Source organism: Orlajensenia leifsoniae (assembly GCF_004570845.1).
In the GTDB taxonomy this organism is placed as follows: Bacteria; Actinomycetota; Actinomycetes; order Actinomycetales; family Microbacteriaceae; genus Orlajensenia; species Orlajensenia leifsoniae.
This window is the reverse complement of record NZ_SPQZ01000001.1, coordinates 720,411-745,648: the sequence shown is the minus strand read 5'-3', so window position 1 is coordinate 745,648 and position 25,238 is coordinate 720,411. Positions and strand designations below refer to the sequence as shown.

General features: G+C 69.0%; 24 protein-coding genes. 18 read left to right on the top strand and 6 right to left on the bottom strand.

Going from position 1 to position 25,238, the window contains the following annotated elements; all coding sequences use genetic code 11:
• The first annotated feature begins 54 nt into the window (after positions 1-54).
• From E4M00_RS03655 to treZ, 4 genes are all read left to right on the top strand, one after another.
• Positions 55-846, top strand: coding sequence for a transglutaminase-like domain-containing protein (locus E4M00_RS03655; RefSeq protein WP_135119108.1), 792 nt, complete (start codon positions 55-57; stop codon positions 844-846).
• A gap of 91 nt (positions 847-937) precedes the next feature.
• Positions 938-1,984 (top strand): Gfo/Idh/MocA family protein, encoded by a 1,047-nt coding sequence (locus tag E4M00_RS03650; RefSeq protein ID WP_135119107.1) that lies wholly within the window; start codon positions 938-940, stop codon positions 1,982-1,984.
• Between the two features lie 77 nt (positions 1,985-2,061).
• Entirely contained in the window at positions 2,062-4,524 is a 2,463-nt protein-coding gene (gene treY, locus E4M00_RS03645; protein WP_240036813.1) for a malto-oligosyltrehalose synthase, read from the top strand.
• Positions 4,521-6,296 carry a malto-oligosyltrehalose trehalohydrolase gene (gene treZ, locus E4M00_RS03640; protein WP_135119106.1) on the top strand — a complete coding sequence of 592 codons (1,776 nt, stop codon included), beginning with the start codon at positions 4,521-4,523 and terminating at the stop codon, positions 6,294-6,296. Before treY ends, treZ begins: the two co-directional genes overlap by 4 nt.
• On the opposite strand, the gene E4M00_RS03635 is transcribed toward treZ, so the two are convergent.
• A complete protein-coding gene (locus tag E4M00_RS03635; RefSeq protein WP_167756812.1) occupies positions 6,280-7,368 on the bottom strand; it encodes a carboxylate-amine ligase in 1,089 nt (362 codons plus the stop codon). The two genes, treZ and E4M00_RS03635, sit on opposite strands and share 17 nt — an antisense overlap.
• A 198-nt stretch (positions 7,369-7,566) precedes the next feature.
• Here E4M00_RS03635 and E4M00_RS03630 point away from each other — a divergent pair, with 198 nt between their 5' ends.
• Positions 7,567-7,950, top strand: coding sequence for a TFIIB-type zinc ribbon-containing protein (locus E4M00_RS03630; protein ID WP_135119104.1), 384 nt, complete (start codon positions 7,567-7,569; stop codon positions 7,948-7,950).
• 75 nt (positions 7,951-8,025) lie between these two features.
• Here E4M00_RS03630 and E4M00_RS03625 read toward each other — a convergent pair whose 3' ends face one another.
• A complete protein-coding gene (locus tag E4M00_RS03625; RefSeq protein WP_135119103.1) occupies positions 8,026-8,733 on the bottom strand; it encodes a type 1 glutamine amidotransferase domain-containing protein in 708 nt (235 codons plus the stop codon).
• Positions 8,734-8,813: 80 nt separating this feature from the next.
• Positions 8,814-10,070, bottom strand: coding sequence for an MFS transporter (locus tag E4M00_RS03620; protein ID WP_135119102.1), 1,257 nt, complete (start codon positions 10,068-10,070; stop codon positions 8,814-8,816).
• A gap of 168 nt (positions 10,071-10,238) precedes the next feature.
• Between E4M00_RS03620 and E4M00_RS03615 the strand changes: the two genes are divergently transcribed.
• Positions 10,239-10,694 (top strand): MarR family winged helix-turn-helix transcriptional regulator, encoded by a 456-nt coding sequence (locus E4M00_RS03615; protein ID WP_135119101.1) that lies wholly within the window; start codon positions 10,239-10,241, stop codon positions 10,692-10,694.
• A gap of 29 nt (positions 10,695-10,723) precedes the next feature.
• Here the strand turns inward: E4M00_RS03615 and E4M00_RS03610 are convergent, their stop codons facing one another.
• Both E4M00_RS03610 and E4M00_RS03605 read right to left on the bottom strand, forming a co-directional pair.
• Complete coding sequence (locus tag E4M00_RS03610; protein ID WP_135119100.1) at positions 10,724-11,587, bottom strand: NAD-dependent epimerase/dehydratase family protein; 864 nt, start codon at positions 11,585-11,587, stop codon at positions 10,724-10,726.
• Positions 11,588-11,662: 75 nt separating this feature from the next.
• Positions 11,663-12,229 (bottom strand): TetR/AcrR family transcriptional regulator, encoded by a 567-nt coding sequence (locus tag E4M00_RS03605; RefSeq protein WP_135119099.1) that lies wholly within the window; start codon positions 12,227-12,229, stop codon positions 11,663-11,665.
• Between the two features lie 123 nt (positions 12,230-12,352).
• On the opposite strand from E4M00_RS03605, the gene E4M00_RS03600 reads away from it, so the two are divergent.
• From E4M00_RS03600 to E4M00_RS03550, 11 genes are all read left to right on the top strand, one after another.
• Positions 12,353-12,775: a tautomerase family protein gene (locus E4M00_RS03600; protein WP_135119098.1), complete on the top strand. Its 423-nt coding sequence runs from the start codon at positions 12,353-12,355 to the stop codon at positions 12,773-12,775.
• Positions 12,776-12,848: 73 nt separating this feature from the next.
• Positions 12,849-13,706: an alpha/beta fold hydrolase gene (locus E4M00_RS03595; RefSeq protein ID WP_135119097.1), complete on the top strand. Its 858-nt coding sequence runs from the start codon at positions 12,849-12,851 to the stop codon at positions 13,704-13,706.
• Between the two features lie 40 nt (positions 13,707-13,746).
• Positions 13,747-14,568 carry an alpha/beta fold hydrolase gene (locus E4M00_RS03590; RefSeq protein ID WP_135119096.1) on the top strand — a complete coding sequence of 274 codons (822 nt, stop codon included), beginning with the start codon at positions 13,747-13,749 and terminating at the stop codon, positions 14,566-14,568.
• 7 nt (positions 14,569-14,575) lie between these two features.
• A complete protein-coding gene (locus tag E4M00_RS03585; protein ID WP_135119095.1) occupies positions 14,576-15,367 on the top strand; it encodes an SGNH/GDSL hydrolase family protein in 792 nt (263 codons plus the stop codon).
• Between the two features lie 126 nt (positions 15,368-15,493).
• Positions 15,494-16,063, top strand: a complete 570-nt coding sequence (locus tag E4M00_RS03580; protein WP_135119094.1) for a sugar O-acetyltransferase — start codon at positions 15,494-15,496, stop codon at positions 16,061-16,063.
• 104 nt (positions 16,064-16,167) lie between these two features.
• Positions 16,168-16,557 (top strand): ArsR/SmtB family transcription factor, encoded by a 390-nt coding sequence (locus E4M00_RS03575; protein WP_135119093.1) that lies wholly within the window; start codon positions 16,168-16,170, stop codon positions 16,555-16,557.
• Complete coding sequence (locus E4M00_RS03570) at positions 16,554-17,030, top strand: SRPBCC family protein (protein WP_135119092.1); 477 nt, start codon at positions 16,554-16,556, stop codon at positions 17,028-17,030. Before E4M00_RS03575 ends, E4M00_RS03570 begins: the two co-directional genes overlap by 4 nt.
• A 108-nt stretch (positions 17,031-17,138) precedes the next feature.
• On the top strand, positions 17,139-17,582 hold the full coding sequence (locus tag E4M00_RS03565) for a VOC family protein (protein WP_135119091.1): 444 nt from the start codon (positions 17,139-17,141) through the stop codon (positions 17,580-17,582).
• Between the two features lie 15 nt (positions 17,583-17,597).
• Complete coding sequence (locus E4M00_RS03560; protein WP_135119090.1) at positions 17,598-18,482, top strand: PhzF family phenazine biosynthesis protein; 885 nt, start codon at positions 17,598-17,600, stop codon at positions 18,480-18,482.
• A 312-nt stretch (positions 18,483-18,794) separates the two neighbouring features.
• Entirely contained in the window at positions 18,795-19,562 is a 768-nt protein-coding gene (locus E4M00_RS03555; RefSeq protein WP_135119089.1) for a DUF1353 domain-containing protein, read from the top strand.
• A gap of 83 nt (positions 19,563-19,645) precedes the next feature.
• Entirely contained in the window at positions 19,646-19,894 is a 249-nt protein-coding gene (locus E4M00_RS03550; RefSeq protein ID WP_204772958.1) for a hypothetical protein, read from the top strand.
• A 16-nt stretch (positions 19,895-19,910) separates the two neighbouring features.
• On the opposite strand, the gene E4M00_RS03545 is transcribed toward E4M00_RS03550, so the two are convergent.
• A complete protein-coding gene (locus E4M00_RS03545) occupies positions 19,911-20,867 on the bottom strand; it encodes an EamA family transporter (protein WP_135119088.1) in 957 nt (318 codons plus the stop codon).
• A gap of 281 nt (positions 20,868-21,148) precedes the next feature.
• Here E4M00_RS03545 and E4M00_RS03540 point away from each other — a divergent pair, with 281 nt between their 5' ends.
• A complete protein-coding gene (locus E4M00_RS03540; RefSeq protein ID WP_240036811.1) occupies positions 21,149-25,222 on the top strand; it encodes an ExeM/NucH family extracellular endonuclease in 4,074 nt (1,357 codons plus the stop codon).
• Positions 25,223-25,238: the final 16 nt, after the last annotated feature.

The following is a 25,238-nucleotide window of genomic DNA, read 5'->3' as shown; positions in this document are numbered from 1 at the left end:
GACGACCGTGCCGCACGGCACCGCACCGTCCCCCGTCGTAACAGGAGACCTCAGATGCAGCGCAAGGCCAACGCCCACCTCCGCCTCCAGATCCTCGACCCGGCCCACCTCGCGTTCATCGTGGCCGCCGCCGAGGGCAACGAACGCACCGAGACCCTGGAGCTGAAGCTCGACGGTTCCCCCGTCGAAGCCCGTGAGGTGATCAGCGGCCATGGAACCCGCATCCACGCCCTCGAGGCCGGACCCGGCGAACTCACCCTCGATTACGCGGTCACGGTGACAGGACAGGCCGAGCCCCTCGCCGTGACGGAGCGCTCGCTGCTCACCTACCTGCGTCCGAGCCGGTACTGCGAGTCGGACTCGCTCGGCCCCACCGCCGTGGCCCAGTTCGGCGGCCTCAGCGGCGTCGATGCGCTCGACGCGGTCAGCTCCTGGGTCGGCAGCCACCTCGCCTACGTGCCCGGCTCGAGCCTGCCCACCGACGGTGCCGAGCGCACCCTGCTCGCCCGCCAGGGTGTCTGCCGCGACTACGCGCACCTGGTGATCGCGTTCCTCCGCGCGCTCGACATCCCGGCCAGGCTCGTGGCCGTCTACGCCCCCGGCCTCGACCCGATGGACTTCCACGCCGTGGCCGAGGCCTACGTCGACGGCGCCTGGCACGTCGTCGACGCCACGGCGCTGGCCCCTCGCCAGTCGCTCGTGCGCATCGCCACCGGACGCGACGCCGCCGACACGGCGTTCCTCAGCACCTACCGCGGAGCCGTCACCCTCGAGGAGATCTGGGTGAGCGCGGTCGTCGACGAGCTGCCCCACGACGACGTGCGCGAGTTGGTGCAGCTGCGCTGACGTCGCGACACTGGCTGAAGAACGGATGCCTCACCCGCCGTGGTATCCATGAAGGTGCCGCACGCACCAAGCGGCAGCGAACAGGAGCATCATGACCTCGTCCCAGCCCATCCGCACCGCCGTCATCGGCTTCGGCACCTCGGGGCGGGTGTTCCACGCCCCGTTCCTGGCCGCGAACGACGAGTTCTCGCTCGATGTCATCGTGACCTCCAACGCCGAACGGCGGGCCGAGGCCGAGCGCCTCTATCCCGACGCGACCATCGTCGACAGCCCTGACGACGTGATCGCCCGCGCAGCCGACCTCGACCTCGTGGTCATCGGCTCACCGCCCGAGACGCACGCTCCGCTCGCCGAGGCCGCGCTCGCCGCAGGGCTCTCGGTCGTCGTCGACAAGCCGTTCGCCGTCACAGCGGCCGAAGGGCGTGCGCTCATCGCCTCGGCTGCGGCATCCGCCGGCACCCTCACGGTGTTCCAGAACCGCCGCTGGGACGGCGACTTCCTCACGCTCCGCCGCCTCATCGACGCGGGCGAACTCGGCGAGGTCCGTCGCTTCGAGTCCCGATTCGAGTGGTGGAAGCCCGCGCCGCCCGCCACCTGGAAGTCGAGCACGGCTGCGGCATCCGGTGGGGGGATCCTCTACGACCTGGGCACGCACCTCATCGACCAGGCGCTCACGTTGTTCGGCCCCGTCGTCGACGTCTACGCCGAGGTGCGCACCCTGAGGGAGGGCGCCGGAGCCGATGACGACGCCTTCGTCGCCCTCACCCACGCCTCGGGCACCATCTCGCACCTCTGGATGAGTTCGCTCGCTCCCCAGTTCGGACCCCGCTTCCACGTGCTCGGCTCCGACGCCGGGTACACGACGTGGGGCCTCGACCCCCAGGAGGCCGCACTCAAGGGCGGCGGTTCGCCGACGGATGCCGGATTCGGCGAGAAGCCCGAGAACGGCTGGGGCGAGCTCGGCCTCGAGGGCTCGATCCTCCGCGAGCCCACCGATCGCGGCGACTACGCCGGCTTCTACCGTGCACTGGCCGACACCCTCCTGCGCGATGCCCCCGTTCCCGTCGACCCCGCCGACGCCGTGCGCGTGCTGGAGATCATCGAGGCCATCCACGCAAGGGGGGACGCCCAGCGGTGAACTCGTGACACCCTGAGATGACGCCGGTGGAGCCACCGGCGTCGTCACGCCAGCCGTGGTCACAGCAGGGGGAGCGCATGCACGAATCGGATTCGACGTCGGGCGAACGGATGCCGCAGCAGAGGCGTCTCCCGCGGTCCACCTACAGGCTGCAGATCACGCCGGGGTTCACCCTCGACGATGCCGCATCCGTCGTCGACTACGTGCGTGCCCTCGGCGCCGACTGGATCTACCTCTCACCGCTGCTCGCGGCGGAGGACGGCTCCGACCACGGCTACGACGTCACCGACCACGCCCTCGTCGACCCGGCTCGCGGTGGCGATGCGGCTCTGGATCGTCTCGCCGCCGCTGCCCGGGAGCAGGGGCTCGGCGTGCTCATCGACATCGTGCCCAACCACGTGGGAGTGGCGACACCGTCGGCGAACGCGTGGTGGTGGGACGTGCTGACCCACGGGCGGGAGTCGCGCTACGCCGAGGCCTTCGACGTCGACTGGGACGCGGGCGAGGGGAAGCTGGTGCTGCCGGTGCTCGGCAGCGACGACGACTCCGAGTTCGCGGCGATGACCATCGACACGGATTCCGCAGAGCTGGCCTATTACGACCACCGGTTCCCGCTCGCCCCGGGCAGCCTCGACGGGCTGGCCATCGAGGGCCAGGTCGAGGGTGGCGCCGACGGAGCCCCCGGCCGTATCCGCGCCGTCCTCGAGCGCCAGCACTACGCGCTCGTCGACTGGCGCCGGGCCGACGCCGAGCTCAACTACCGACGCTTCTTCGCCGTCAACACCCTCGCCGCCATCAGGGTCGAGGTTCCGTGGGTGTTCGAGCAGTCGCACGAGGAGATCGGCCGCTGGGTGCGCGACGGCCTCGCCGACGGCCTGCGCGTCGACCATCCCGACGGCCTCGCCGATCCCGGGCGCTACCTCGCCGACCTCGCCCGTCTCACCGGCGGCGCCCCGGTCTGGATCGAGAAGATCCTCGAGGGCGACGAGGCCATGCCGCCCGAGTGGGCGACCGTCGGCACGACCGGCTACGACGCCCTCGCCCAGGTCGACCGGCTCTTCGTCGACCCGACCGGACGCGAGGCGCTCGAGCAGGCCGCCGGGGCGATCGAGCCGGCATCCGCCACCACCGGGCCGGCCTGGCCCGATCTCATCCACGGCACCAAGCGCGCCATCGCCGACGGCATCCTGCACGCCGAGGTGCTGCGGCTCGCGCGGTCGCTGCCCGAGCTCGAGGACGCCGGCTTCGACCTCGACACCCGAGCGGATGCGCTCGGCGAGCTGCTCGCCTGCTTCCCGGTGTACCGCTCTTACCTGCCCTTCGGTGCCGGGCACCTCGAGGAGTCCCGGGTCGAGGCGCACCGCCGCCGGCCCGACCTCGCCGCGGCCGTCGACGCCGTCTCGGCCGTCCTGGCCGACCCGCGGCATCCGGCAGCCGTCCGCTTCCAGCAGACCTCGGGAATGGTCATGGCGAAGGGCGTCGAGGACACGGCGTTCTACCGCTACACCCGCCTGACCTCGCTCACCGAGGTGGGCGCCGACCCCAGCGAGTTCGCCGTCGATCCGGCCGGGTTCCACGACCACCAGGCCGCGCGTCAGGCCGGCTATCCGCTCTCGCTCACCACGCTCTCGACGCACGACACCAAGCGCGGGGAGGACGTGCGCGCGCGCATCTCGGTGCTGTCGGAGTGGACCGACGGCTGGACCACGACCCTCGCCGCCCTGCACGAGAGACGGCCGCTCGGCGACGTCGCCTTCGAGAACCTGCTCTGGCAGGCCGTCGTCGGCGCCTGGCCCGCGTCGCGCGAGCGCCTGCACGCCTACGCCGAGAAGGCGGCCCGCGAGGCCGGAACGTCGACGACCTGGACGGCCCCGGATACCGCCTTCGAGGCGCGGATGCACGACGCCGTCGACGCCGTCTTCGATGACGCCGAGGTCGCAGCCATCGTGCAGCGTGCCGCCGACGCCGTGACCGGAGCCGGCTTCGCGAACGGTCTCGGGGCCAAGCTCGTGCAGCTGACGGCTCCGGGCGTTCCCGACGTCTACCAGGGCAGCGAGCTGTGGGAGCTCTCACTGGTCGACCCCGACAACCGCCGCCCCGTCGACATGTCCGTGCGCCGCGAGCAGCTGGCGCGTCTCGACGGCGGCTGGCTGCCGCCGGTCGACGACTCCGGCGCCGCCAAGCTGCTCGTGACCTCGCGAGCGCTGCGCCTGCGCCGAGACCACCCCGAGCTGTTCACTCGGTACCTCGGCGTGCCCGCCTACGGCGCTGCCGCCGATCACGTCGTCGCTTTCGACCGCGGTGGTGCCATCACTGTCGTCACCCGGCTCTCGCTGGGCCTCGCCGGCGGCGGTGGCTGGGGTGACACTGTCGTCAGGCTGCCGGATGCCTCCCTCGTCGACGTGATCACCGGGAGGGAGTGGAGCGGTGAGGTGCTCGTCTCCGAGCTGCTGGCCGACTACCCCGTCGCGCTGCTCGCGCCCCTGGCGGCGCAGCTCTCCCACGACGCGCAGCCCGACGACGCTCGGCGCGCCCGATGAGGCTGGGGGTCTGGGCGCCCGCTGCCCGCGAGGTGGTGCTGCGCCTCGACGGCGAGGACCTGCCGCTGACTCCTGACGCCGACGGCTGGTGGCGGCATCCGTTCGATGTCGCGGCGGGCCTCGACTACGGCTTCGTCGTCGACGGCGACGGGCCGCTGGCGGATCCGCGTTCGCTGTGGCAGCCGCACGGCGTGCACGGTCTGTCGCGCACGCTCGACCTGGCCGCGCTGAGCACCGGCGCAGCCGCAGCCGAGACGAGCGTGGGCGGCGCACCCGGCGGCTGGCGCGGACTCCCCCTCGAGGGCTCCGTCATCTACGAGCTGCACCTCGGCACCTTCACACCCGAGGGCACGCTCGATGCCGCCGCCCAGCACGTCGATCATCTGCGCTCGATCGGCGTCGACTTCATCGAGCTGCTGCCGGTCAACGCCTTCAACGGCGAGCACGGATGGGGCTACGACGGCGTGCTCTGGTTCGCCGTGCACGAGCCGTACGGCGGACCGGCGGCCTATCGCCGCTTCGTCGACGCCGCCCACGCGGCCGGGCTCGGCGTCATCCAGGACGTCGTCTACAACCACCTCGGCCCGAGCGGCAACGTGCTGCCGCGCTTCGGTCCCTACCTCCACGAGCAGGACGGCCCGTGGGGCAGCGCGCTGAACCTCGATGGAGCCGATGCCGCAGAAGTGCGTCGCTACATCCTCGACAACACGCGGCTCTGGCTGCGCGACTACGGTGTCGACGGGCTGCGTCTCGACGCCGTGCACGCGCTGCACGACACCGGTCCGACGCACATCCTCGCCGAGATCGCGGAGACGACGGATGCCCTCGCCGCCGAACTCGGACGCCCGCTGCACCTCATCGCGGAGTCGGACCTCAACGACCCCGTCATGATCGAGCCGCGACCCGACGGATACGGCCTCACGGCGCAGTGGAGCGACGACTTCCACCATGCCCTGCACGTGGCACTCACGGGCGAGGTCACCGGCTACTACGCGGACTTCGCCGGCCTCGCGGTTCTGCAGAAGGTGCTGACCCGCGGGTTCTTCCACGACGGCACCTACTCGTCGTTCCGCGAGCGGAACCACGGGCATCCGCTCGACTTCGATCGCACACCATCGTGGCGACTCGTCGTGAGCGACCAGAACCACGACCAGATCGGCAACCGGGCGATCGGCGACAGGCTCGCCGACACCCTCGACGACGGCCAGCTGGCCATAGCCGCGGCGCTGACCCTGCTCGGTCCGTTCACGCCGATGCTGTTCATGGGGGAGGAGTGGGCCGCCTCGACGCCGTGGCAGTACTTCACCTCGCATCCCGAGCCCGAACTCGCCGCCGCCGTCGCGAACGGCCGCATCTCGGAGTTCGCGCGCATGGGCTGGGACCGCGACGTCGTGCCCGACCCCCAGCACCCCGAGACGCTGGAGCGCTCGGTGCTCGACTGGAGCGAGCTCCAGCACGGGCGTCACGCGCGGATGCTCGCGTACTATCGGGAGCTCGCTGTGCTGCGGCGCTCGGAGCCGGCGCTGCGGAGCTCCGACCTTCCCCAGGTGGATGTCGCCGACGGAGGCGCATCCGTACTCACCATGCGACGAGGAGACGTGATCGTCGCGGTGAACTTCGCCGACACCCGGGCGCCGATCGAGGTGCCGCCGAGCACGGTGCTCCTCGCTTCCCCCGAGACGGATGGCGCGGCCGCCGAGGTCGGAGCGGCCGCGCCGCCGACCCTCGGAGCTCACTCCCTCGTGATCGTGCGAGTCACACCGGAGCAGTGACGCTCTCGCGCAGCAGCCGCGCCAGCCCGGGGAGGCCGCCGGCATGCACCGCCGCGCGCTGGCGGTGCGCGCCCGTCCCGTCGTGCAGCAGACGGGCGATGCCGGCGGCGACGAACTCGCGGTCGCCCTCGGCCTCGAGCTGATCGGCGATGTAGGCCTGCAGCACGTCGAGCGCGGCGCGGGCCTCGATCATCGAGCCGGAGATCGGGTCGAGCTGGCGACCGCGCAGGCCGTCGCGCGCCGACTGCCAGAGCGCGTTGTCGAGCAGCTCCGGAGCGACGTTCGGCGTGGCATCGGCGGCCTCGGCGAGCGCCGTCGTCACGAGGCCGCGCACCACGGCGACCAGCAGCAGCGTGTCGTCGGTCGTGAGCTGCGCGTCGCACACGCGCACCTCGAGGGTGGGCACGTGCTCCGAGAGTCGCACGTTCCACATCACCATGCCGGTGTCGAAGGTGCCGCCGACGCCCACGACGTTGCGCAGTCGCCGCTCGTAGTCCGCCGCGTCGACGAAGGCCGGCGGGCAGCCCGATATGGCCCAGCGGCGCACGACGATGCCGCGCCAGCTCTCGAAGCCGGTGTCGACGCCGCGCCAGAACGGGGAGTTGCCGCACATGGCCTGCAGCAGCGGCATCCACAACCGCACCCGATTGAGTGCGCGCACCCCGGCATCGCGGTCGGCGATGCCCACGTGCATGTGCAGGCCGTTGATCTGGTGGTCGGCGATGATCTGGCGGTAGTCGCTCACCACGCGCTCGTAGCGGTCGTCCTCGGTGATGGTCGGGTAGAGGGGGGCCTGGAAGGGCATCCCGACGCTCGCCGCGATCACGTCGAGGTTGCTCGCCCTGTCGGCGACCTCCCGGCGAAAACGATCGAGGGCTGCGGATGCCTCGGTCAGCGTGGTGAACACGGCCGAGGTGTGCTCCACCTGCGAGGCGAGGTACTCGTGGTTGACGATCGGCGCCCACTCGGCCTCCGCCGCCATCGCCTCGTGCACGTGGGTGCCCACGTCGACGGGCCGTAGGGTCTCCGGATCGAGGAACATGAACTCCTCTTCCACCCCGAATGTCGTCATCGACCACTCCCCTCGAGCCTGCGGCACCGCACTGGACCGTGGCGGAATCATGGCACACGCAGCCCCTCGACTGCTGAGGATTGACTCATATTTCACCTGCGCGCCTCGTCGCCCGCGATCCCGGCGGCGGGCGGCATCCGGGATCTGCTCAGAATTCGTTCCTAGGGTCGAGGAGACCCCAACGAAGGAGAACGTTCGATGCAGTGCCCGAATGACCAGTCCGTGCTCGTGATGAGCGAGCGCAGTGGCGTCGAGATCGACTACTGCCCCACCTGCCGCGGCGTGTGGCTCGATCGCGGCGAGCTCGACAAGATCCTCGAACGCGCGGGCGCCGAGCTTCGGGCGGCCCAGGACTACAGGTCGCCGTCAGTGCCTGCGGCCCCGGCGGTCGCACAGTCGCAGCCGAGCTGGGGCGAGCAGCCCGCGCAGACCTACGGTCAGCAGGGCTACGACCAGCAGGGCTACGACCAGCGCGGCCGCGACGATCGGCGCTACGACGATCGAGGACGCCAGCAGTCCGGCGACCAGGGCTACTACCGCAAGAAGAAGCGCGAGAGCTGGCTCAGCGAGCTCTTCGACTGATCACACTCCCGCTCGCTGTCATCCCGCTGATCGAGTAGTGCCCAAGCGCAGCGAGGACACGTATCGAGATCACCCTCACGCCCGAGCCGAGAGCGCCTCGATCACCGCAGCCGCCACGGCGCCACTCGACTGCGGGTTCTGCCCGCTGATCAGGTTGCCGTCGACCACGACGTGGCTCGACCAGTCGGCGCCGGTCTCGACGACGGCGCCGGCCTCGCGCAGGCGGGTCTCGACGAACCAGGGCGTCTTCTCGCCGGTTCCGCCGGTGAGCTCCTCGTGATCGGTGAACACGGTGAGGCGACGTCCGGCGAAGGCGAAGTCACCGTCGGCACCCACAGCTGACAGCAGCGCAGCGGGACCGTGGCAGAACGGAGCGATGATCGTTCCGGCGGCGTTCGCCTCGGTGAGCAGCCGCCCCGTCGTCGCGTCGAATGCCAGGTCGGTCATCGGTCCGTGTCCACCGGGCAGCACGACGGCGTCGAATGCCGACACGTCGATCGTGTCGAGGGGCACGGATGCCGCGAGCTCGGGTGCGATCTCGTCGAGGTAGCCGCGCAGCTCGGCCGCCTTCTCGGCTCCGCCGGCACCGGCCTCCGAGATGCTTCCCGCGTCGACGGTGGGGGTGACGCCGCCCGGCGTGGCGATGGTGATGGCGTGGCCGGCGGCACGCAGCTCGCGGTGGGCGACGACGAGTTCCTCGGCCCAGAAGCCCGTGGGGTGCTCGGTGCCATCGCTGAGGGTGAGGCTCGTGGCCCCGGTGACGATCATGAGGATGTCGCTCATGGAGATGTCCTTTCGTTGCGCCGGATGCGGCGGGGTGATGCGTGGTGATGCGTGGTGCGTGCGGTGCGCGGCGCTGAAGCTCAGGCGACAGCGTGAGTGGGCCGGGTCGGCGTCGCGGCGGACGCGCGCACCCCATCCATTCTGCGCGTCGTTCGCCGGGCATCGACGGCGGCGAAGGCCATCACGACGACGGCGGCCGCGGTGATGACGGCGCCGACCCAGAGCGGCGAGGTGTAGCCGAGACCGGCCGTGATGGCCAGCCCGCCCACGAACGCGCCCAGAGCGTTGCCGAGGTTGAAGGCCGCGATGTTGGCGCTCGAGGCCAGGGTCGGTGCGCCGTCGGCGTAGCCCATGATGCGGGTCTGCAGGCCGGGCACGGTGCCGAAGCCGAAGCCGCCCATGAGGAAGAGCAGCACGCCCGTCGCGACGGGGCTCGAGGCCAGCAGCGCGAACAGCACGAGCACGACGGTGAGCGCCCCGAGGAAGCCGAGCAGGGTCCCGTCGATCGACCTGTCGGCGAGGCGTCCGCCCAGCCAGTTGCCGACGACGAGGCCGCCGCCGAACAGCACGAGGAGCCACGGAACCGCGCCCGAGGCGAAGCCGCTCACCTCGGTGAGGGTGTAGGCGATGTAGGTGAAGGCGCCGAACATGCCGCCGAAGCCGAGCACGGTGACCGTGAGCGAGAGCCAGACCTGGCCCGAGCGGAACGCCCCGAGCTCGGTGCGAAGGCTGGGTGCCGCTGGGGAGGACACCGGGCCGACGGATGCCTCGCCTGCGGCATCCGTCACCGCGGGCGCTGCCGGCACGAGCCGCCAGATGCCCACGAGGGCGACGACTCCGATGGCGGCGATCACCCAGAAGGTGGAGCGCCAGCCGAACTGCTGGCCGAGGAAGGTGCCGAACGGAACGCCGAGCACGTTCGCGGCGGTGAGGCCGGTGAACATGATCGCGACGGCCCCGGCCTTGCGGTTCGCCGGCACGAGGCTCGCGGCCACCACCGCGCCGATGCCGAAGAAGGCGCCGTGGCAGAGGGCGGCGATGACACGGCCGCTCATCATGACGCCGTACGTGGGCGCGAGGGCCGAGAGTGCGTTGCCCGCGATGAAGAGCACCAGCAGCGCCATGAGCACGGGCTTGCGGGGGAGCCTGATGGTCGCGGCGGTGATTCCGAGGGCGCCGACGACCACGGCCAGCGCGTAGCCCGAGATGAGCCAGCCGGCTGCGGCCTCGGTGACGTCGAAGCTCGCGGCGACCTCGGGGAGGAGGCCCATGATGACGAACTCGGTGAGTCCGATGCCGAATCCGCCGATGGCGAGCGCGATCAAACCTGCGGGCATGCTGATTTCTCCAGTGCTGGGGTGGGGTTCGGGGATGATGCGCGTACGGTGGTAGTTGCAGACGCGGTGTATAAATAGTTGCACATGCAAATACAACGCGCAAGCAACTACTTTTCGTGAGGCCGTTCCGGCGGCTCAGCGAACGCGACGAGAGGATCGAGGACCGCCATGGGCATCGCCGACGACGCAGTCGAGGTGCGAGCGCAGGGCTGGCGCACGCTGGCCGCTCTGCACGGGCTCATCGAGGCCGAGCTGGAACGCGCGCTGGCGGCATCCGTCGGGCTCTCGGTGGTGGAGTACACGGTGCTCGACGCCCTGAATCGCCAGGACGGTTGGCACATGCGGATGCAGCAGCTCGCCCGAGCCGCGGCGTTGAGCGCCAGCGCCACGACCCGCCTCGTGACGCGGCTCGAAGAGCGCGCGCTGCTCACCCGCATCCTGTGCGCCGACGACAGGCGCGGCATCTACACGGAGCTCACGGCTGCGGGGCGGGCCCTCTACGAGCGGGCGCAGCCCATCCACGACGAGGCGCTCGAGCGCGTGCTCGCCGATGCCGCTGAGCAGCCCGAACTCGCGCCGATGCTCGACGCGCTGCACACGGTCGCGCCCGCACACGCTCGCTGAGGCCAGGTGCTAAGCCCGCGGTCGAAGCGTCAGGCGTGATCCCGCCACGAGTGCTCCGGCTCGAAGCCCAGCACCCGCCGCGCCTTCGCGATCGAGAGCAGGGTGTCGTTCTCGCCGAGCTCGCGGTGCAGCGGCACCTCGGGGAACACCTCGGCGACGAGCTCGGCGTTGGGCCGACTCATCACGGTGTCGGCGGCCGCGATGATGAAGCGGTCGAACCCCGGCCCTGCCGTCGTCAACGCACGCTCGATGGCCTGAGCGCCGTCGCGGCCGTCGATGTAGCCCCACAGGTTCCACTTGCGTGCGTTCGCGTCCGAGTCGAATGACGGGAACGCCGCGTAGTCCTCCGGGTCCATCACGTTCGAGAAGCGCAGCGCCGTGATCGACAGCTCGGGGTCCCAGCGCACGAGCTCGATCGCCAGCTGCTCCTCGAGGTGCTTCACCAGCGAGTAGACGCTCTCGGGTCGCGCCGGGTACTCCTCGTCGACGGGGATGTAGGGCGGCGGCACATCGAACGGCAGACCGAGCACGGTCTCGCTCGAGGCGTAGACGATGCGCCGGATGCCGAGTCGCTTCGCCGCCCAGAACACGTTGAAGGTGCCGATCATGTTGTTGGAGAAGGTGCTCACGTCGCTCACGATCCCGGGCGCCGGTACTGCGGCCAGGTGAACGAGGGCGTCGACGTTGCCGCGATCCTCGTGGCCGTCCGGCTGCTCGGCGAGGCCGGCGATCGCATCGATCACGGCACCGAAGTCGCTCAGGTCGACCCGCAGGAACCCCGGCCCGCGCTCGCCGTTCTGGTCGAGATTGACCACCTCGTGACCGGATGCCGCGAGCTCGCGCACCACCGTTCGTCCGAGCTTGCCCGATCCACCAGTCACCACGATGCGCATGAGTCCATCCTGCCGGTCTTTCGGCGCGCATCGACCTGGCTGGCACTCAGTGCGACATAACGGGGTAGCCGATCATCAGGGGTTGTCGATCAGGTCCGCGATCCGAGCCAACACTTCCCTGGTGACGTCATCGAGAGGTTCGATCCGCTGCTCCGCCCTGCACATCACCACGGCACCTTCCGCCGCCGCGATGAGCAGGGCCGCAACGCCCGGAGCGTGCCGTTCGGGCAATCCGCCTTCGGTCATGAGCAGAGCCAGCTCTTCGCGCCACGTGCGGAAGACTGTCGCCGTCTCGTTCAACACCTCTGAGGAGTCCGTCGACGTCGTCACCGCAACGACCGCGCATCCTGTGCTGAAGTTCGTGCCTGTGAGGAGCATCCGCCAGGCGGAGAGAAAACGCTCGGCGATCACATCTGCACGCTCGCCACGCCATGCCCGGATCATCGCGATCGATCGAGCGCCCGACAAGGCGACCGCCTCGGATACGAGCTGGTTCTTTCCATCCGGGAAGTGGTGGTAGACCGACCCCCGTGGCGCGTTCGTGTACTCGAGCACCGTCGCGAACGAGGTCTGCTGCATACCCCCTCTGGCGAGGAGATGGACGGTGCCATCGATCATCTGCTGTCGCGTGTCCTTCGCCACAGTGCCTCCTTGTCGATTCGCCAGCCAGTGGGATCAATAATATGCGAAATATCATAATTCTCTTGACTATGCAGACTTACATAGTCAAGCTGGGTGCAGAGACAAGGGAGAAAAATCGTGCCGATGATCGACGTCTACGCCACCGCGGGCACCTTCGCTGACAGGCGCCAGCTCGCACTCGACCTGGCGACAGCCGTGAAGGCGATCGAGGAGGTGCCCGACATCCCGATGTTCCGGAAGAACACCGCTGCGTTCGTCCATGAGCTCCCCGAGGGGGCTCTCTGCAACGTCGATGGCGACACCGACCACGTTCGGGTGCAGGTGCTCACCAATGCGGGCGCGCTCGATCGTGACAAGCAGATGGCGGTGGTATCCCAGCTGACCGAGATCGTCTCCGCGGCAGCCGGCGACCCCGGCCTGTCCGAACGCACGTGGGTTCTCCTGACGGAGGCAACCCCCGGCGGCTGGGGGCTCTGGGGGCACGCGCACACGAACGACGAGATCGTGGCGGCCGCCCGTGCGGAGATCGGAGCGCTCCGGGCCTGACCTCCCGGCACGGCGCAGTCACGAACGCCCCACCACCGAGCAAGCAATGAATCACGCAAGGAAAGGCACGGCAATGATCACAAGCTCGACACCCGGACTCGTCGACACTCCAGTGGCTTCTGTCGAGGCGACGAACGGAGTGACCTACGCCTACCGCCGCTTCGGCACCGGCACCGGCGTCCCGCTGGTGTTCCTGCAACACTTCCGTGGCAACATCGACAATTGGGACCCGAGACTCGTCGATCAGATCGCTGCCGAACGCGACGTGATCCTGTTCGACAACACCGGCGTCGGGGGCACCGACGGGACCACGCCCAGCACGGTCGAGCAGATGGCCGACGACGCCGTTGCCTTCATCACGGCGCTCGGCCTGACCGAGGTCGACCTCTTCGGCTTCTCGCTCGGCGGCTTCGTGTCGCAGGAGATCGCCCTCTCCCAGCCCGGCCTCGTGCGGCGAATCATCCTGGCCGGCACCGGTCCGAAGGGCGCCCCCGGCATGGGGCGGTGGAGCAAGGACGTCGAGGACGCCGTCGTCGCCGACGCCACCGGCCCCGCCGGTGTGCTCTACGTCTTCTATGCCCACACCGATTCCAGCCAGCAGGCCGGCCAGGAATCGCTCGGGCGGATCTACGGATGGCAGGCGGGCCGGGACGAGCAGCCGTCGTTGGAGACGAAGAACGCCCAGTACGAGGCCGTGCTGGCCTGGGGTGTTCGCGACTGGGACGCGCTTGCCCGCCTGGCCGACCTGCGTCAGCCCGTCCTCGTCCTGCAGGGCGACGACGACATCATGATCCCCACGAAGGCCAGCTACCTCCTCGCCGGCCTGATCCCGAACGCGACACTGCGCATCTATCCGGATGCCTCGCACGGGTCGATCTTCCAGCACGCCGCCCGGGCCGCTCGGGACACCCTGACCTTCCTGGCCGACTGACCCTCCGTACGCGACGAACCGATCTGAAAGCGAGAAGACGATGCCATACATCACCACCTCTGACGGGGTTGAGATCTACTACACCGAGCAGGGGAGCGGGCAGCCGATTCTCCTGAGCCACGGCTGGCCCCTCAACTCCGATGCCTGGGCCCTCGAACTCAAGATCTTCGCCGATGCCGGCTACCGGGCGATCGCTCACGATCGCCGTGGGCATGGGCGATCGAGCAAGACGTACACCGGCAACGACATGGACCACTACGCGGCCGACCTCAACGACCTCGTCGAAGCCCTCGACCTGCGCGATGTCGTGCTCGTCGGTCACTCGACGGGAGGTGGAGAAGTCGTGCGCTACGCCGCCCGGTATGGCAAGGACCGCGTCGCGAAACTGATCACGGCTGGCGCGATTCCCCCCTTGATGCTCAAGACCGATGCCAATCCGGAGGGTGCGCCGATCGAGGTCTTCGACGCCATCAGGAACGGAGTGCTCTCCGACAGGTCGCAGTACTACAGAGACCTTGCGCATCCGTTCTTCGGAGCCAACCGTGAGGGATCCCTCGTATCCGCGGGTCAGATCGACGACTTCTGGCGGCAGGGCATGCAGATGAACGTCGCCGCGGCATTTGACTGCATCGCCGCATTCTCCGAGACCGACTTGACCGACGACCTGAAGGCGATCGACGTGCCGGTGTTCCTCGCCCACGGTGACGACGACCAGATCGTCCCGGTCGACGCGGCGTCGAAGAAGGCGATCACGCTCCTGAAGAACGGGACCCTCAAGGTGTACCCGGGGCGACCGCACGGCATCTACGGCGAGTACCAGAGGGAACTCGATCGCGACATCCTCGACTTCATCGCGAAGTAGCAGTGAGATGCCGGTCGAGCACGGCAGCGAATACGTCGCTCTGGGAAGCTCATTCGCGGCCGGCCCTGGTCTGTCGCCTCGTACCGCTGGAGCTCCGCGTGCGTCAGGCCGATCCGACAGCAACTACGCCCACATCGCTGCGGGGAGGTTGAGGCTGACGCTGAAGGATGTGACCTACTCGGGTGCGACGATCGGAGACGTCCTGGAGGGAACGGCCGGTCGTCCTCCTCAGATCCATGCTCTCGGGCCCGCCACTCGCCTGGTGACCGTCACCGCGGGCGGAAACGACATCGGCTACGTCCCAGCACTGACTCTCGCCAGCTTCCCCAGGCCGTTGCGGTCCATTCCGACATTCCGCCGTCGAGTGACTGACTTCACCGATCCCGCATCGACCGACGAGCGGTTCCGGGTCTTGGAATCCAGTCTCACGACGCTCATCCGCGCGGTTCAGGATCGAGCGCCCGACGCGCAGGTCGTCCTGGTGGACTACCTGACGATCCTCCCGCCGAACACACCCGATGACAGGAGGCTCGACGTTCTGCGCTCGCATCCCGGCGGCGATCTGGTGAGCTGGGGCAGGGGCGTCGCCAGCCGCCTCAGTGCGACTTTCGCGTCCGCCACCTCGACGCACGGAGGGACGTTCCTCGAAGCGGGTGCCCGGTCGAGAGAACACCACGCGTGGTCGCCGACCCCGTGGACCCGGCAGTTCCACCTGTCGCTGCGGGGTGGAGCACCGTTCCACCCGAATGCGGCAGGCATGGCGGCCGTCGCGGAGATGCTGGTCGACGATCTCAGCTGAAGCTCACTGCGCATGATCAGTCGGGCTGGTGGGACGATATCTGAACGGGGAGCGTTCCCGCGCCCATCGGGCCGTCAGAATGATTGCGACCGGCGGGCTCCCATCTCCACCCACTCGGAGGTCAGCATGACTCTCACCGAACTTCTCGCACTCCTCGACGCCGGTGAGAGCGTCACGGGTGGTTCGCCTGGCCATGCGGTCATGCACGAGACCAGCCAGACGGCACTCCGCATCGCGGGGGAGCTCAACACGGGATACCACGAGCCGAGTGAAGTGCGGGAGATCCTCGGGCGGCTGATCGGAACACCCGTCGATGAAACAGTGACGTTGTTCCCGCCGTTCACCGCTGACTTCGGGAGGAACATCTCCCTCGGCAAGCGCGTCTTCATCAACTCCGGCTGCCGATTCCAAGATCAGGGCGGCATCGCGATCGGCGACGACTGCCTGATCGGGCACAACGTCGTCATCGCCACCCTCCAGCACGACATCCATCCCGGCCGTCGCGCCGACCTCATCCCCTCTGCTGTGGTCATCGAGCGAAATGTCTGGCTGGGAGCCAACGTCACGGTTCTCCCTGGCGTCACCATCGGCGAAGACTCGGTCATCGGCGCAGGCTCTGTCGTGACCAAGAACATCCCGGCCAGGACGATCGCCGTCGGTTCTCCCGCGCGCGTCGTGCGCACCATCGACGAGTAGGACCCTGTCACGGTCCCACTGGTATCGATCGCGACCGTTGACAACCCCGCATCTCCGCCGTATTCTTTAATCAATCAAGTGGTTGATCAAGCAGAAGGTTGATAATGATCGTGGATCCGAAGTCGGAGGAACGGCTCGACCGGGCATTCATGGCCCTGGCCGACCCCATCCGTCGCCGGATCATCGCCCGCCTCAGCCGAGGCTCGGCCACGGTCAACGAACTCGCGGAGCCGTTCGAGATCTCCAAGCAGGCGGTCTCGAAGCACATCCAGGTGCTGGAGCAGGCGGGGCTGGTCACGCGAACGCGTGATGCCCAGCGCCGCCCCGTGCACCTGAACGCCGTCGAGCTCGAACGCATGACCAGCTGGATCGACCGGTACAGGCTCATCCACGAGCAGCAGTTCCGCAGTCTCGACGCGGTGCTCGGCGCGATGGGCGCATCGGATGCAGCAGCACCGCCATCCGTCGACACCATCAAGGAGAAGGAACAATGAGCACCACCACCAATGCACTCACCGTCACCGCGCCGGAAGGCGTGCAGTACGTCGACTTCGTGCGCGAGTTCGACTACCCCGTGGAGGCCGTCTTCAACGCCCACCGCGACCCGGCCCTCGTCGCGCAGTGGCTCGGTCCGCGCGATCTCGAGATGGAGATCGAGGAGTACGACTTCCGCACCGGAGGCCGCTACCGCTACGTGCACGGCCGCGGCGACGAGAAGTACGGCTTCAACGGCGTCTTCCACGTCGTGCGCGAGAACGAGTTCGCCGTGCAGACCTTCGAGTTCGAGGGCTACCCCGACGTCGTGGCGCTCGACTCGATGCGCTTCATCGACCTCGGCAACGGTCGCACGCGCCTCGAGGGTCACTCGGTCTACCCCACCCAGGAGGCCCGCGACGGCATGGTCGCCTCGGGCATGGAGACCGGCATGCGCGAGGGCTACGAGCGCCTCGAGGATCTGCTCGGCTGACCTTCTGGAAAGCGAGGAAGTTCTTCCTCCTCGGTGGGTCTGCCGGCCTCCGCGGGCCTGATCCTGACCGGACTTCCTCGCTTTCCAGCCAACGAAAGGATGAACATCATGGACTGGACCCTCGAAGTCGTCATCGTGCCCGTCAAGGACATCGAGCGATCGATCGAGTTCTACCGCGACAGGGTCGGCTTCGACCTCGATCACGACACCGACATGGGTGAGGCGCGCATCGTGCAGTTCACTCCGCGCGGCTCCGGCTGCTCGATCGTGATCGGCACCCTGCCGTCGCAGAACCAGATGGAGCCGGGCTCGCTCAAGGGTCTGCAGCTGGTGGTCTCGGATGCCGCCACGGCGCGCGAGGAGCTCATCGGCCGCGGCGTCGACGCGAGCGAGCTGACGGTCTTCGACGAGCGCGACGGCGGCACGTTCTTCGGCTTCAGCGACCCCGACGGCAACAGCTGGGCCGTGCAGGAGCTGCGGGTGCGTGCCGAGAAGCCGCTCATCCCGGTCGAGTACCGCGGGCGGTTCGGCGAGGAGTACGAGGTCGAATAGCGCGAGGATGGTTCTGTGACCGACTCTCCGCAGATCCTCCGCTACGCAGCCTTCACCACCGACCCCCGCGGCGGCAATCCCGCCGGCGTCGTGCTCGACGCCGGCGGGATGACCGACGAGGAGATGCAGCGCATCGCCGCCGAGATCGACTACGCCGAGACCGCGTTCGTGACGGGTGCCGAGGACGGCATCCACGTGATCCGGTACTTCAGCCCGATCGCCGAGGTGCCGTTCTGCGGCCACGCCACCATCGCGACCGCCGTCGCGATCGCCGAGCGCGATGGTGTCGGCGAGATCCGGTTCCGCACCCCGGTCGGTGAGATCCCGATCGTGACTGATGCCGGAGCACCGGATGCCGGCCCCGATGCCGGCGCCTCCGCGCCGGTCGGCATCAGCGCCGCCTTCACCAGCGTCGACCCGGCCGTCGAGCCACTCGACGCCGCAGCGCTCAGCCAGATCCTCGCCATGACCTCGCTCAGCGAGACGCAGCTCGACGATCGCTACCCGCCGCGCGTCGCCTTCGCAGGCAACCGGCATCCGATCGTCGTCGTCGCCGATGCCGACGTCTTCGACTCCTTCACCTTCTCGCCCGTCGTCGCACGCTCCCTCATGGACGTCGAGGGCTGGGCCGGCACCATCACCATGCTGCGAGCGGTCGGCCCCGCCGAGTTCGAGGCGCGCAACATCTTCCCGGTCGGCCGCATCACCGAGGATCCCGCGACGGGATCCGCGGCGGCCTCCCTCGGCGGCTACCTGCGGGAGCTCGGCCTCATCGAGCCGCCGGCGCGCGTGATCGTGCACCAGGGTCGCCACGTCGGCCGCCCGAGTGTGCTCACCGTCGACGTCCCGGTGTCGGGTGGCATCACGGTGAGAGGGAGCGCCGTCCCCATCCCCGAGTGAGCTGGCGGGGCGAACCGTAGACGTTTGCCGGGAATCTCGAGGAATTCCAAACCGATCGGGCGTCGGCGCCGTACCCCATGCCGTTCTGCGTGGAGAGAAGACTGCGCAGGACGCGAACGTCATCTGTGGTCGACCCGACGACCTCTTGTGCGGATGGCAGGAAGGGCCCCGCGAGCGCGCGGGGCCCTTCCGCATGCCCGGCGCCACCTCGCCCCTCCCGCTCGCTGAGGCCGGGCGAAGTCCGCGGCCGGAGCGCATCAGTGACGCCGGCACGCGGCAGGATGGACTCACACCGCGTCGAAGGGGGAACGGATGCCGTTCATCACCGAGGACGGCGAGCCACTCGCCTCCATCGAACTCGGCCAGGTGCCGCCAGACGGCTACCTGCTCCAGCTGCGTCGCGCCATCGGTTACAGGGAGCCGGGCGGCGACACCGTCGTCTGGGCGCCGGCTCACGTGCCCGACTCCCATCCGACCCGGCAGAACAGCACCGACCTCGCGTCGGTGCCCCACTTCCTCTGGAGCTTCATCGCCTCCTACGGCCGCCAGTCGGCTCCGGCCATCGTGCACGACCACCGCTCGGAGGTCGCCGCCCTGATCGGTGACGGCGGCGATCCGCACGCCGCCCTCGAGCAGCGCCGGGAGGACGACCGCGTCTTCCTGGTGGGCCTCCGCGAGCAGCGTGTGCCGCTGCTGCGCGCCTGGCTCATGTGGGGCTGGGTGTCGGCGGAGCGCTACCTGCGGCACGCCCTCCCGCTCGGCCTGGTGCTCCTCGTGCAGGTGCTGTTCTCGCTCGTGGCCATCGCGACGGGCATCGTGCTGGGCATCGTGCTGGCGATCACGACGGATCCGATCTGGCTCCTGCTGCTCCTGGCTCCCCTCGCCGCGTCGTTCCTGTGGGGTCGGGACTGGCTCATGATGGTGGTGCTGTCCTACGGCAGCGCCGTCATCGCTCCGCTCCTCATCGTGCAACTGCTCGCGCTGCTTCCGTTCCGCCTGCTGGAGTTCATCGTCGAACTTCTCAGCGGGGGACAGCCGACGCAGGTGTTCCGTCCGACGATCCGACCGCCCGGTCCCTGACCGGCGAGCGGCCGGATGCCGTCCAGTCGCAGCCCCGCTCACGGTGGTCCGCTGCATCCGGAAGCCGCGGGTAGATTGTCTGCATGGCTGAGAACACCCCCGAGCCGCGCCTGCCCGGCCGCGCTGGACGCAAGCACATGAGCGCACTGGTCGCCTGGCCGCTCGGCCTCGTGATCGGCGGAGTGCTCGGCGTGGCCATCGGCTACTCGCTCGACAGCGTCGTGGCCGGGGCCCTCATCGGCATCGGGATCGGCATCGCATTCGGCGTGATCTTCTCCCCGACGTCGACCGAGGGCAAGCGCCCGCGCAGGGCGCCGAAGTCCGGGAAGTAGCGCGAGCCGCGCGGACTCAGGCCAGCGCCAGCATCCCGGCGGCGGTGAGCGCCAGTGCCAACCCGATCCACTGCACCGGGGCGATGCGCTCGCGCAGCACGATCGCGGCCAGCAGGATCGTGCCTGCGGGATAGAGGGCCGTCAGCACGCTCATCACGCTGAGGTCGCCCACACGGATGCCGAGCAGCAGCAGGGTGTTCGCGACGGCGTCGATCACGCCGCACGCCACGGCGAGCGTGATGCCGGTGCGCAGCATGGTCCGACCGTCCGATGCCGCTACGGAGGCGGGTACCGGCATCGCGTCGTGGCCGTCGGCATCGGTTCCCATGCCGGTCAGGCTCGCGGCCTCGTGGCGTGAGTGATGGCGGCGGCGGCGCAGTCCGATCACGAAGAGGATGCCGACGACGCCGAACATGATCCCCGCATTGACCGCGCGATTCAGCACGAGGGGCACGAGCCCGCTGTCGTCGGGACTGAGGTCGATGAGCACCAGGAACGCCCCGATGGCGGCACCGGATCCGACCGCCATCAGGATGCCCTTGAGCGAGGGCCGCACGGCGCCCTTCTCGGGCACGAAGCCGACCATCACCACCGCGATGAGGGCGAGGCCGATCGCCCAGTAGCCGAGGGCCGCGAGGGTCTCGCCTCCGGCGAGGGCGACCGTCAGGGGCACGATCGCCGAGACGACGGCGGTCAGGGGCGACAGGATGCTCATCGGTCCGATGGCGAGGCAGGCGTACAGCAGCGAGATGGCGATGGCGCCGGTGATTCCCGAGAGGGCACCCCAGAGAACGGCATCCGACGACCAGACGCCCCCCAGGAACGGCAGCAGGATCACGAGCAGCACGAGTCCGGTGAGAGCCGCGACGGCCGTGGTGAGCAGGGCGCTCATGCGCTTGGCCGCGAGACCTCCGAGGAAGTCGGCGGCGCCGAAGATGAGCGCGCCAGACACGCCGAGGATCACGGTCACCATAGGCGACCAGCCTAGGGCGCGGCAGGGGTCGCCACGTGCTCACGGCCGCCGGGCTGCATTCGCGCGCGGCGCTGTGGCGACCAACTTAAGAGCAGATGACATTTCCCTCACGACTCTTGGCAGTGTCACGGGCAGACCATAGTCTGCGGATGACCCCTGAACGAGTGCGCCCCGAGTCGGGGTACATCCGGGAGGGGTCACCAGTTTCTCGGCACTGCGGCCGAACCCGCGCCCCGAGAGCAGTCCTGTGCACCACATCCGTTTCATCCGAAGGGAAGTCCGTGTCCACGATCCAGCGCTCCAGCGCAGAGGCAGCGGAGAACACGCCGCCAGAAGTCCAGCCAGTCCGAACGAATCGCCGCAGGCTGTCGGCGCTCGCCGCCGTCACCGTCGCCACCCTCGGGTTCGCCTCCTTCGGCGCGACCCCGGCCTTCGCGGCGACGGTCGACAGCACCATCGCCGCCGTCCAGGGCACCGGAGCGGCCAGCCCGTTCGCCGATGACGGAAACAGCTACGTCGTGCAGGGCGTCGTCACAGCAGACGAGCGCACGGGCGGCTACAACGGCATCTACATCCAGACGGCCGGCAGCGGCGGCGGGGACATCCCCGGTGCATCCGAGGGCCTGTTCGTCTACCTCGGCAACCAGAAGCCGACCCTCGCCATCGGCGACCTGGTGCAGGCCACGGGAACCGTGCGCGAGTTCAACGGACTCACCCAGCTCACGGCATCCGTCGCCGGAGCCGTCACCGTGGTGACGCCGGCAGTCGGCGTTCCCGCAGCCACGCCGCTCCCCGACACCGTGCTCGGCGCCGACCGCGAGAACCTCGAGGGCATGCTGGTCGAGCCGACGGGCACCTACAAGGTCGCCTCGAGCCACCAGCTCTACAACTTCGGCACCCTCTGGCTGTCCGCCGGTGAAGCTCCCCTCGTGGCGGCCACCGAGCAGAAGCAGTCGGGTCCGGATGCCGCAGCCATCGCCGCGGCCAACAAGGCCAACCGTCTCCTGCTCGACGACGGCTACAGCATCCAGGTGTCCAACGCCGCCCACATCGGCGGGCAGCCGTACTACACGACCGACACCGTCGTGCGGAACGGCGACGTCGTCGACTTCCCGGCCCAGCCCTACGTGCTGAGCTACGGCTTCGACGACTGGCGCCTGCAGCCCGCGGTTCCGATCACCGACGCGAGCCCGGCCGAGGCCAAGCCCACGTTCGAGGCGACGAACCCGCGCCCCGAGGCTGCGCCCGCCGTCGGCGGCGATGTCCGCCTCGCGTCGTTCAACGTCTTCAACTACTTCACGACGCTCACGAGCGAGAACTCGAGTGCACGCGGCGCGGCCACGGCCGAGCAGTTCGCGATCCAGCAGTCGAAGATCGTGGCGGCCATCAACGGCCTCGACGCCGACATCGTCTCGCTCGAGGAGATCGAGAACTCGATCAAGCTCGGGGACCCGAAGGACGAGGCCCTCGGCAACCTGGTCGACGCCCTCAACGAGGCGGCGGGCAGCGAGGTGTGGAGCTTCGTTCCCACCCCCGACGCCCTCACGGCCGATGTCACCGACTTCATCACGACGGCGATCATCTACAAGGCCGCTGCCGTCACCCCCGAGGGTGCCAGCCAGACCGTTCCGATCGATGAGAGCGTCTGGGGCAACGCCCGCGAGCCGATCGCGCAGACGTTCAGCTTCGAAGGCAAGACCATCACCGTCGTCGCCAACCACCTGAAGTCCAAGTCGGCTCCCTCCGGTTCGACCGGAGAGCCGGCCGACGGCCAGGGCTGGTTCAACGAGGATCGCGTCAAGCAGGCGCAGGCCACCCTCGCCTTCACCGACACCCTGAAGCAGAGCTCGGGCAGCGGCGACATCTTCCTCATCGGCGACTTCAACGCCTACGCCCAGGAGGACCCGATCGACGTCTTCACCGACGCCGGCTGGACCGACCTGGTACCGACGGATGCCGCAGGCCAGTACACCTACTCGTTCAACGGCGAGCTCGGCAGCCTCGACCACGTTCTCGCCAGCCCCTCGGTGGCCTCGACCGTCACCGGCGTCGGTGTGTGGAACATCAACTCGCCCGAGTGGAGCGACCGCGGCTACGCGTTCGCCGCCACCGAGGCTGGAACGCCCTGGCGCTCGAGCGACCACGACCCCATCGTCGTCGGCGTCTCGAGCGAGGTCGCCCCGGTCTCGATCGACCTCGTGACGGTCAACGACTTCCACGGTCGTATCGAGAACGAGTCGGGTTCGGCCGCCGGCGGCATCGCCGCGCTGTCGACAGCAGTGAAGCAGGTGCGGGCCGAGAACCCGAACACCGTCTTCGCGGCCGCCGGTGACATGGTCGGTGCCTCGACCTTCACCTCGTTCATCCAGCAGGACAACCCCACGATCGACGCGCTGAACGCGGCCGGTCTCGACGTGAGCGCTGTGGGCAACCACGAGTTCGACAAGGGCTTCGCCGACCTCACCGACCGCATCATCCCGCGGGCGAAGTGGGAGTACCTCGGAGCGAACATCTACAAGAAGGGCACGGACGAGCACGCGCTCCCCGCGTACTACACCGAGGAGTTCGACGGCGTGACCATCGGCTTCGTCGGAGCCGTGACGAACGAGCTGTCCTCGCTCGTCAGCCCGGCCGGCATCGCCCAGATCGACGTGCGCGACGTGACGGAATCCGTCAACGCCGTCGCCGACGAGCTGCGCGACGGCGACCCCGCGAACGGTGAGGCCGACGTCGTCGTGCTGCTCGTTCACGAGGGTGCCGCCACGCCCGATGTCGCCTCCGCCACCGACCCGACGTCGGCATTCGGCAAGATCGTGACGGGCGTCGACTCCGACGTCGACGCGATCGTGTCGGGTCACACCCACCTCGCCTACAACCACGTGATCGACGGTCGACCCGTCATCTCCTCGGGCCAGTACGGCGAGAAGTTCAGCATCATGGACATCGAGGTGAACCCGCAGACCAAGGAACTGCTGTCGATGGTGAACAACACCTACGACGTCAAGACCAAGGTCGTCAACGGCACCGTCACCACGTACACGCCGAACTACGCCGATGACCCCGCCGTCGCGCCGATCGTCGCCGACGCCGTGGCCAAGGCCGCCGTGCTCGGTGCCGTGAAGCTGGGCGACATCACCGCAGACTTCAACCGGGCCAAGCAGACGGCCGGTGCGGAGAACCGCGGTGGGGAGTCGACCCTCGGCAACTTCGTCGCCGATGTGCAGCTGTGGAGCGCCCAGCGCGACGCCGCCGACATCCAGGTCGCCCTCATGAACCCGGGTGGCCTGCGCGCCGACATGAAGTACGCGTCGACAGGGCCGGCCGACCCCGACGGCAACCTCACCTACAAGGAGGCCGCTGTCGTCCAGCCCTTCGCCAACACCCTGGTGACGCTCACCCTCACGGGTGCGCAGCTCAAGGAGGTGCTCGAGCAGCAGTGGCAGCCCGCCACGGCCGCGCGACCGTTCCTCAAGCTCGGTGTGTCGAAGAGCCTCACCTACACCGAGGACCCGACGGCCGCGGTCGGATCGCACATCACGAACGTGCTGCTGAACGGTGAGCCGGTCGCGGCCGATGACAGCATCCGCGTCGTCGTCAACTCGTTCCTGGCCTCGGGCGGAGACAACTTCTTCACCCTGGCCGAGGGAACGCAGAAGGCCGACTCCGGCAAGGTCGACCTCGAGTCGATGGTCGACTACATGGCCGCCAACTCGCCCGTCTCGCCCGACCTCGCCCAGCGCGCAGTCGGTGTGAAGCTCACGGCCCCTGCCAACGGTGCCGCGTACGCAGCGGGGGAGTCGGTCACGGCCGACCTCTCGTCGCTCGCGTTCAGCGCCGGCGAGCCTGCAGCCTCGACGGTCGAGCTCTCGATCGGCGGAACCGTGGTCGGATCCTCGGCCATCGACCCGACGATCGTCGACACGACGGATGAGGTGGGCCGCGCATCCGTGACCTTCACGATTCCGGCCGGCCTCTCCGGTGCGCAGCAGCTCACGATCGCCGTGCCCTCGACGGGAACGTCGATCGCCGTGCCGATCACCATCACGGCACCTGTGCCCGCGGTGAAGAGCTCGACCTTCGCCTACGCCAACACCATCCTCGGCAGCCACAATTCGGCGCTGAAGTACACGGTGGTGGTGTCGGCTCCGAAGGGCACCGTCGTCACCGGGGACGTGTTGGTCTACGACGGCAAGAAGCTGCTCACGACCATCACGCTCACCGCCGGTGACAAGGGCAAGAAGACGGTCACCCTGCCGAAGCTGAAGGCAGGCCTGCACGTGCTGAAGTCGGTCTACGCCGGCTCCGACACGGTGAAGGGCTCCACGAGCAACGCCTTCCCGGTGCTGCTCTGGTAGCGGATTCCCGCTGCTG

Excerpts from the sequence above, each read along its gene's own strand:
- E4M00_RS03655 (WP_135119108.1), top strand. The coding sequence starts at position 55 with ATGCAGCGCAAGGCCAACGCCCACCTCCGCCTCCAGATCCTCGACCCG.
- E4M00_RS03650 (WP_135119107.1), top strand. The coding sequence starts at position 938 with ATGACCTCGTCCCAGCCCATCCGCACCGCCGTCATCGGCTTCGGCACC.
- treY (WP_240036813.1), top strand. The coding sequence starts at position 2,062 with ATGCACGAATCGGATTCGACGTCGGGCGAACGGATGCCGCAGCAGAGG.
- treZ (WP_135119106.1), top strand. The coding sequence starts at position 4,521 with ATGAGGCTGGGGGTCTGGGCGCCCGCTGCCCGCGAGGTGGTGCTGCGC.
- E4M00_RS03635 (WP_167756812.1), bottom strand. The coding sequence starts at position 7,368 with ATGACGACATTCGGGGTGGAAGAGGAGTTCATGTTCCTCGATCCGGAG.
- E4M00_RS03630 (WP_135119104.1), top strand. The coding sequence starts at position 7,567 with ATGCAGTGCCCGAATGACCAGTCCGTGCTCGTGATGAGCGAGCGCAGT.
- E4M00_RS03625 (WP_135119103.1), bottom strand. The coding sequence starts at position 8,733 with ATGAGCGACATCCTCATGATCGTCACCGGGGCCACGAGCCTCACCCTC.
- E4M00_RS03620 (WP_135119102.1), bottom strand. The coding sequence starts at position 10,070 with ATGCCCGCAGGTTTGATCGCGCTCGCCATCGGCGGATTCGGCATCGGA.
- E4M00_RS03615 (WP_135119101.1), top strand. The coding sequence starts at position 10,239 with ATGGGCATCGCCGACGACGCAGTCGAGGTGCGAGCGCAGGGCTGGCGC.
- E4M00_RS03610 (WP_135119100.1), bottom strand. The coding sequence starts at position 11,587 with ATGCGCATCGTGGTGACTGGTGGATCGGGCAAGCTCGGACGAACGGTG.
- E4M00_RS03600 (WP_135119098.1), top strand. The coding sequence starts at position 12,353 with ATGATCGACGTCTACGCCACCGCGGGCACCTTCGCTGACAGGCGCCAG.
- E4M00_RS03595 (WP_135119097.1), top strand. The coding sequence starts at position 12,849 with ATGATCACAAGCTCGACACCCGGACTCGTCGACACTCCAGTGGCTTCT.
- E4M00_RS03590 (WP_135119096.1), top strand. The coding sequence starts at position 13,747 with ATGCCATACATCACCACCTCTGACGGGGTTGAGATCTACTACACCGAG.
- E4M00_RS03585 (WP_135119095.1), top strand. The coding sequence starts at position 14,576 with ATGCCGGTCGAGCACGGCAGCGAATACGTCGCTCTGGGAAGCTCATTC.
- E4M00_RS03580 (WP_135119094.1), top strand. The coding sequence starts at position 15,494 with ATGACTCTCACCGAACTTCTCGCACTCCTCGACGCCGGTGAGAGCGTC.
- E4M00_RS03575 (WP_135119093.1), top strand. The coding sequence starts at position 16,168 with ATGATCGTGGATCCGAAGTCGGAGGAACGGCTCGACCGGGCATTCATG.
- E4M00_RS03570 (WP_135119092.1), top strand. The coding sequence starts at position 16,554 with ATGAGCACCACCACCAATGCACTCACCGTCACCGCGCCGGAAGGCGTG.
- E4M00_RS03565 (WP_135119091.1), top strand. The coding sequence starts at position 17,139 with ATGGACTGGACCCTCGAAGTCGTCATCGTGCCCGTCAAGGACATCGAG.
- E4M00_RS03555 (WP_135119089.1), top strand. The coding sequence starts at position 18,795 with ATGCCGTTCATCACCGAGGACGGCGAGCCACTCGCCTCCATCGAACTC.
- E4M00_RS03550 (WP_204772958.1), top strand. The coding sequence starts at position 19,646 with ATGGCTGAGAACACCCCCGAGCCGCGCCTGCCCGGCCGCGCTGGACGC.
- E4M00_RS03545 (WP_135119088.1), bottom strand. The coding sequence starts at position 20,867 with ATGGTGACCGTGATCCTCGGCGTGTCTGGCGCGCTCATCTTCGGCGCC.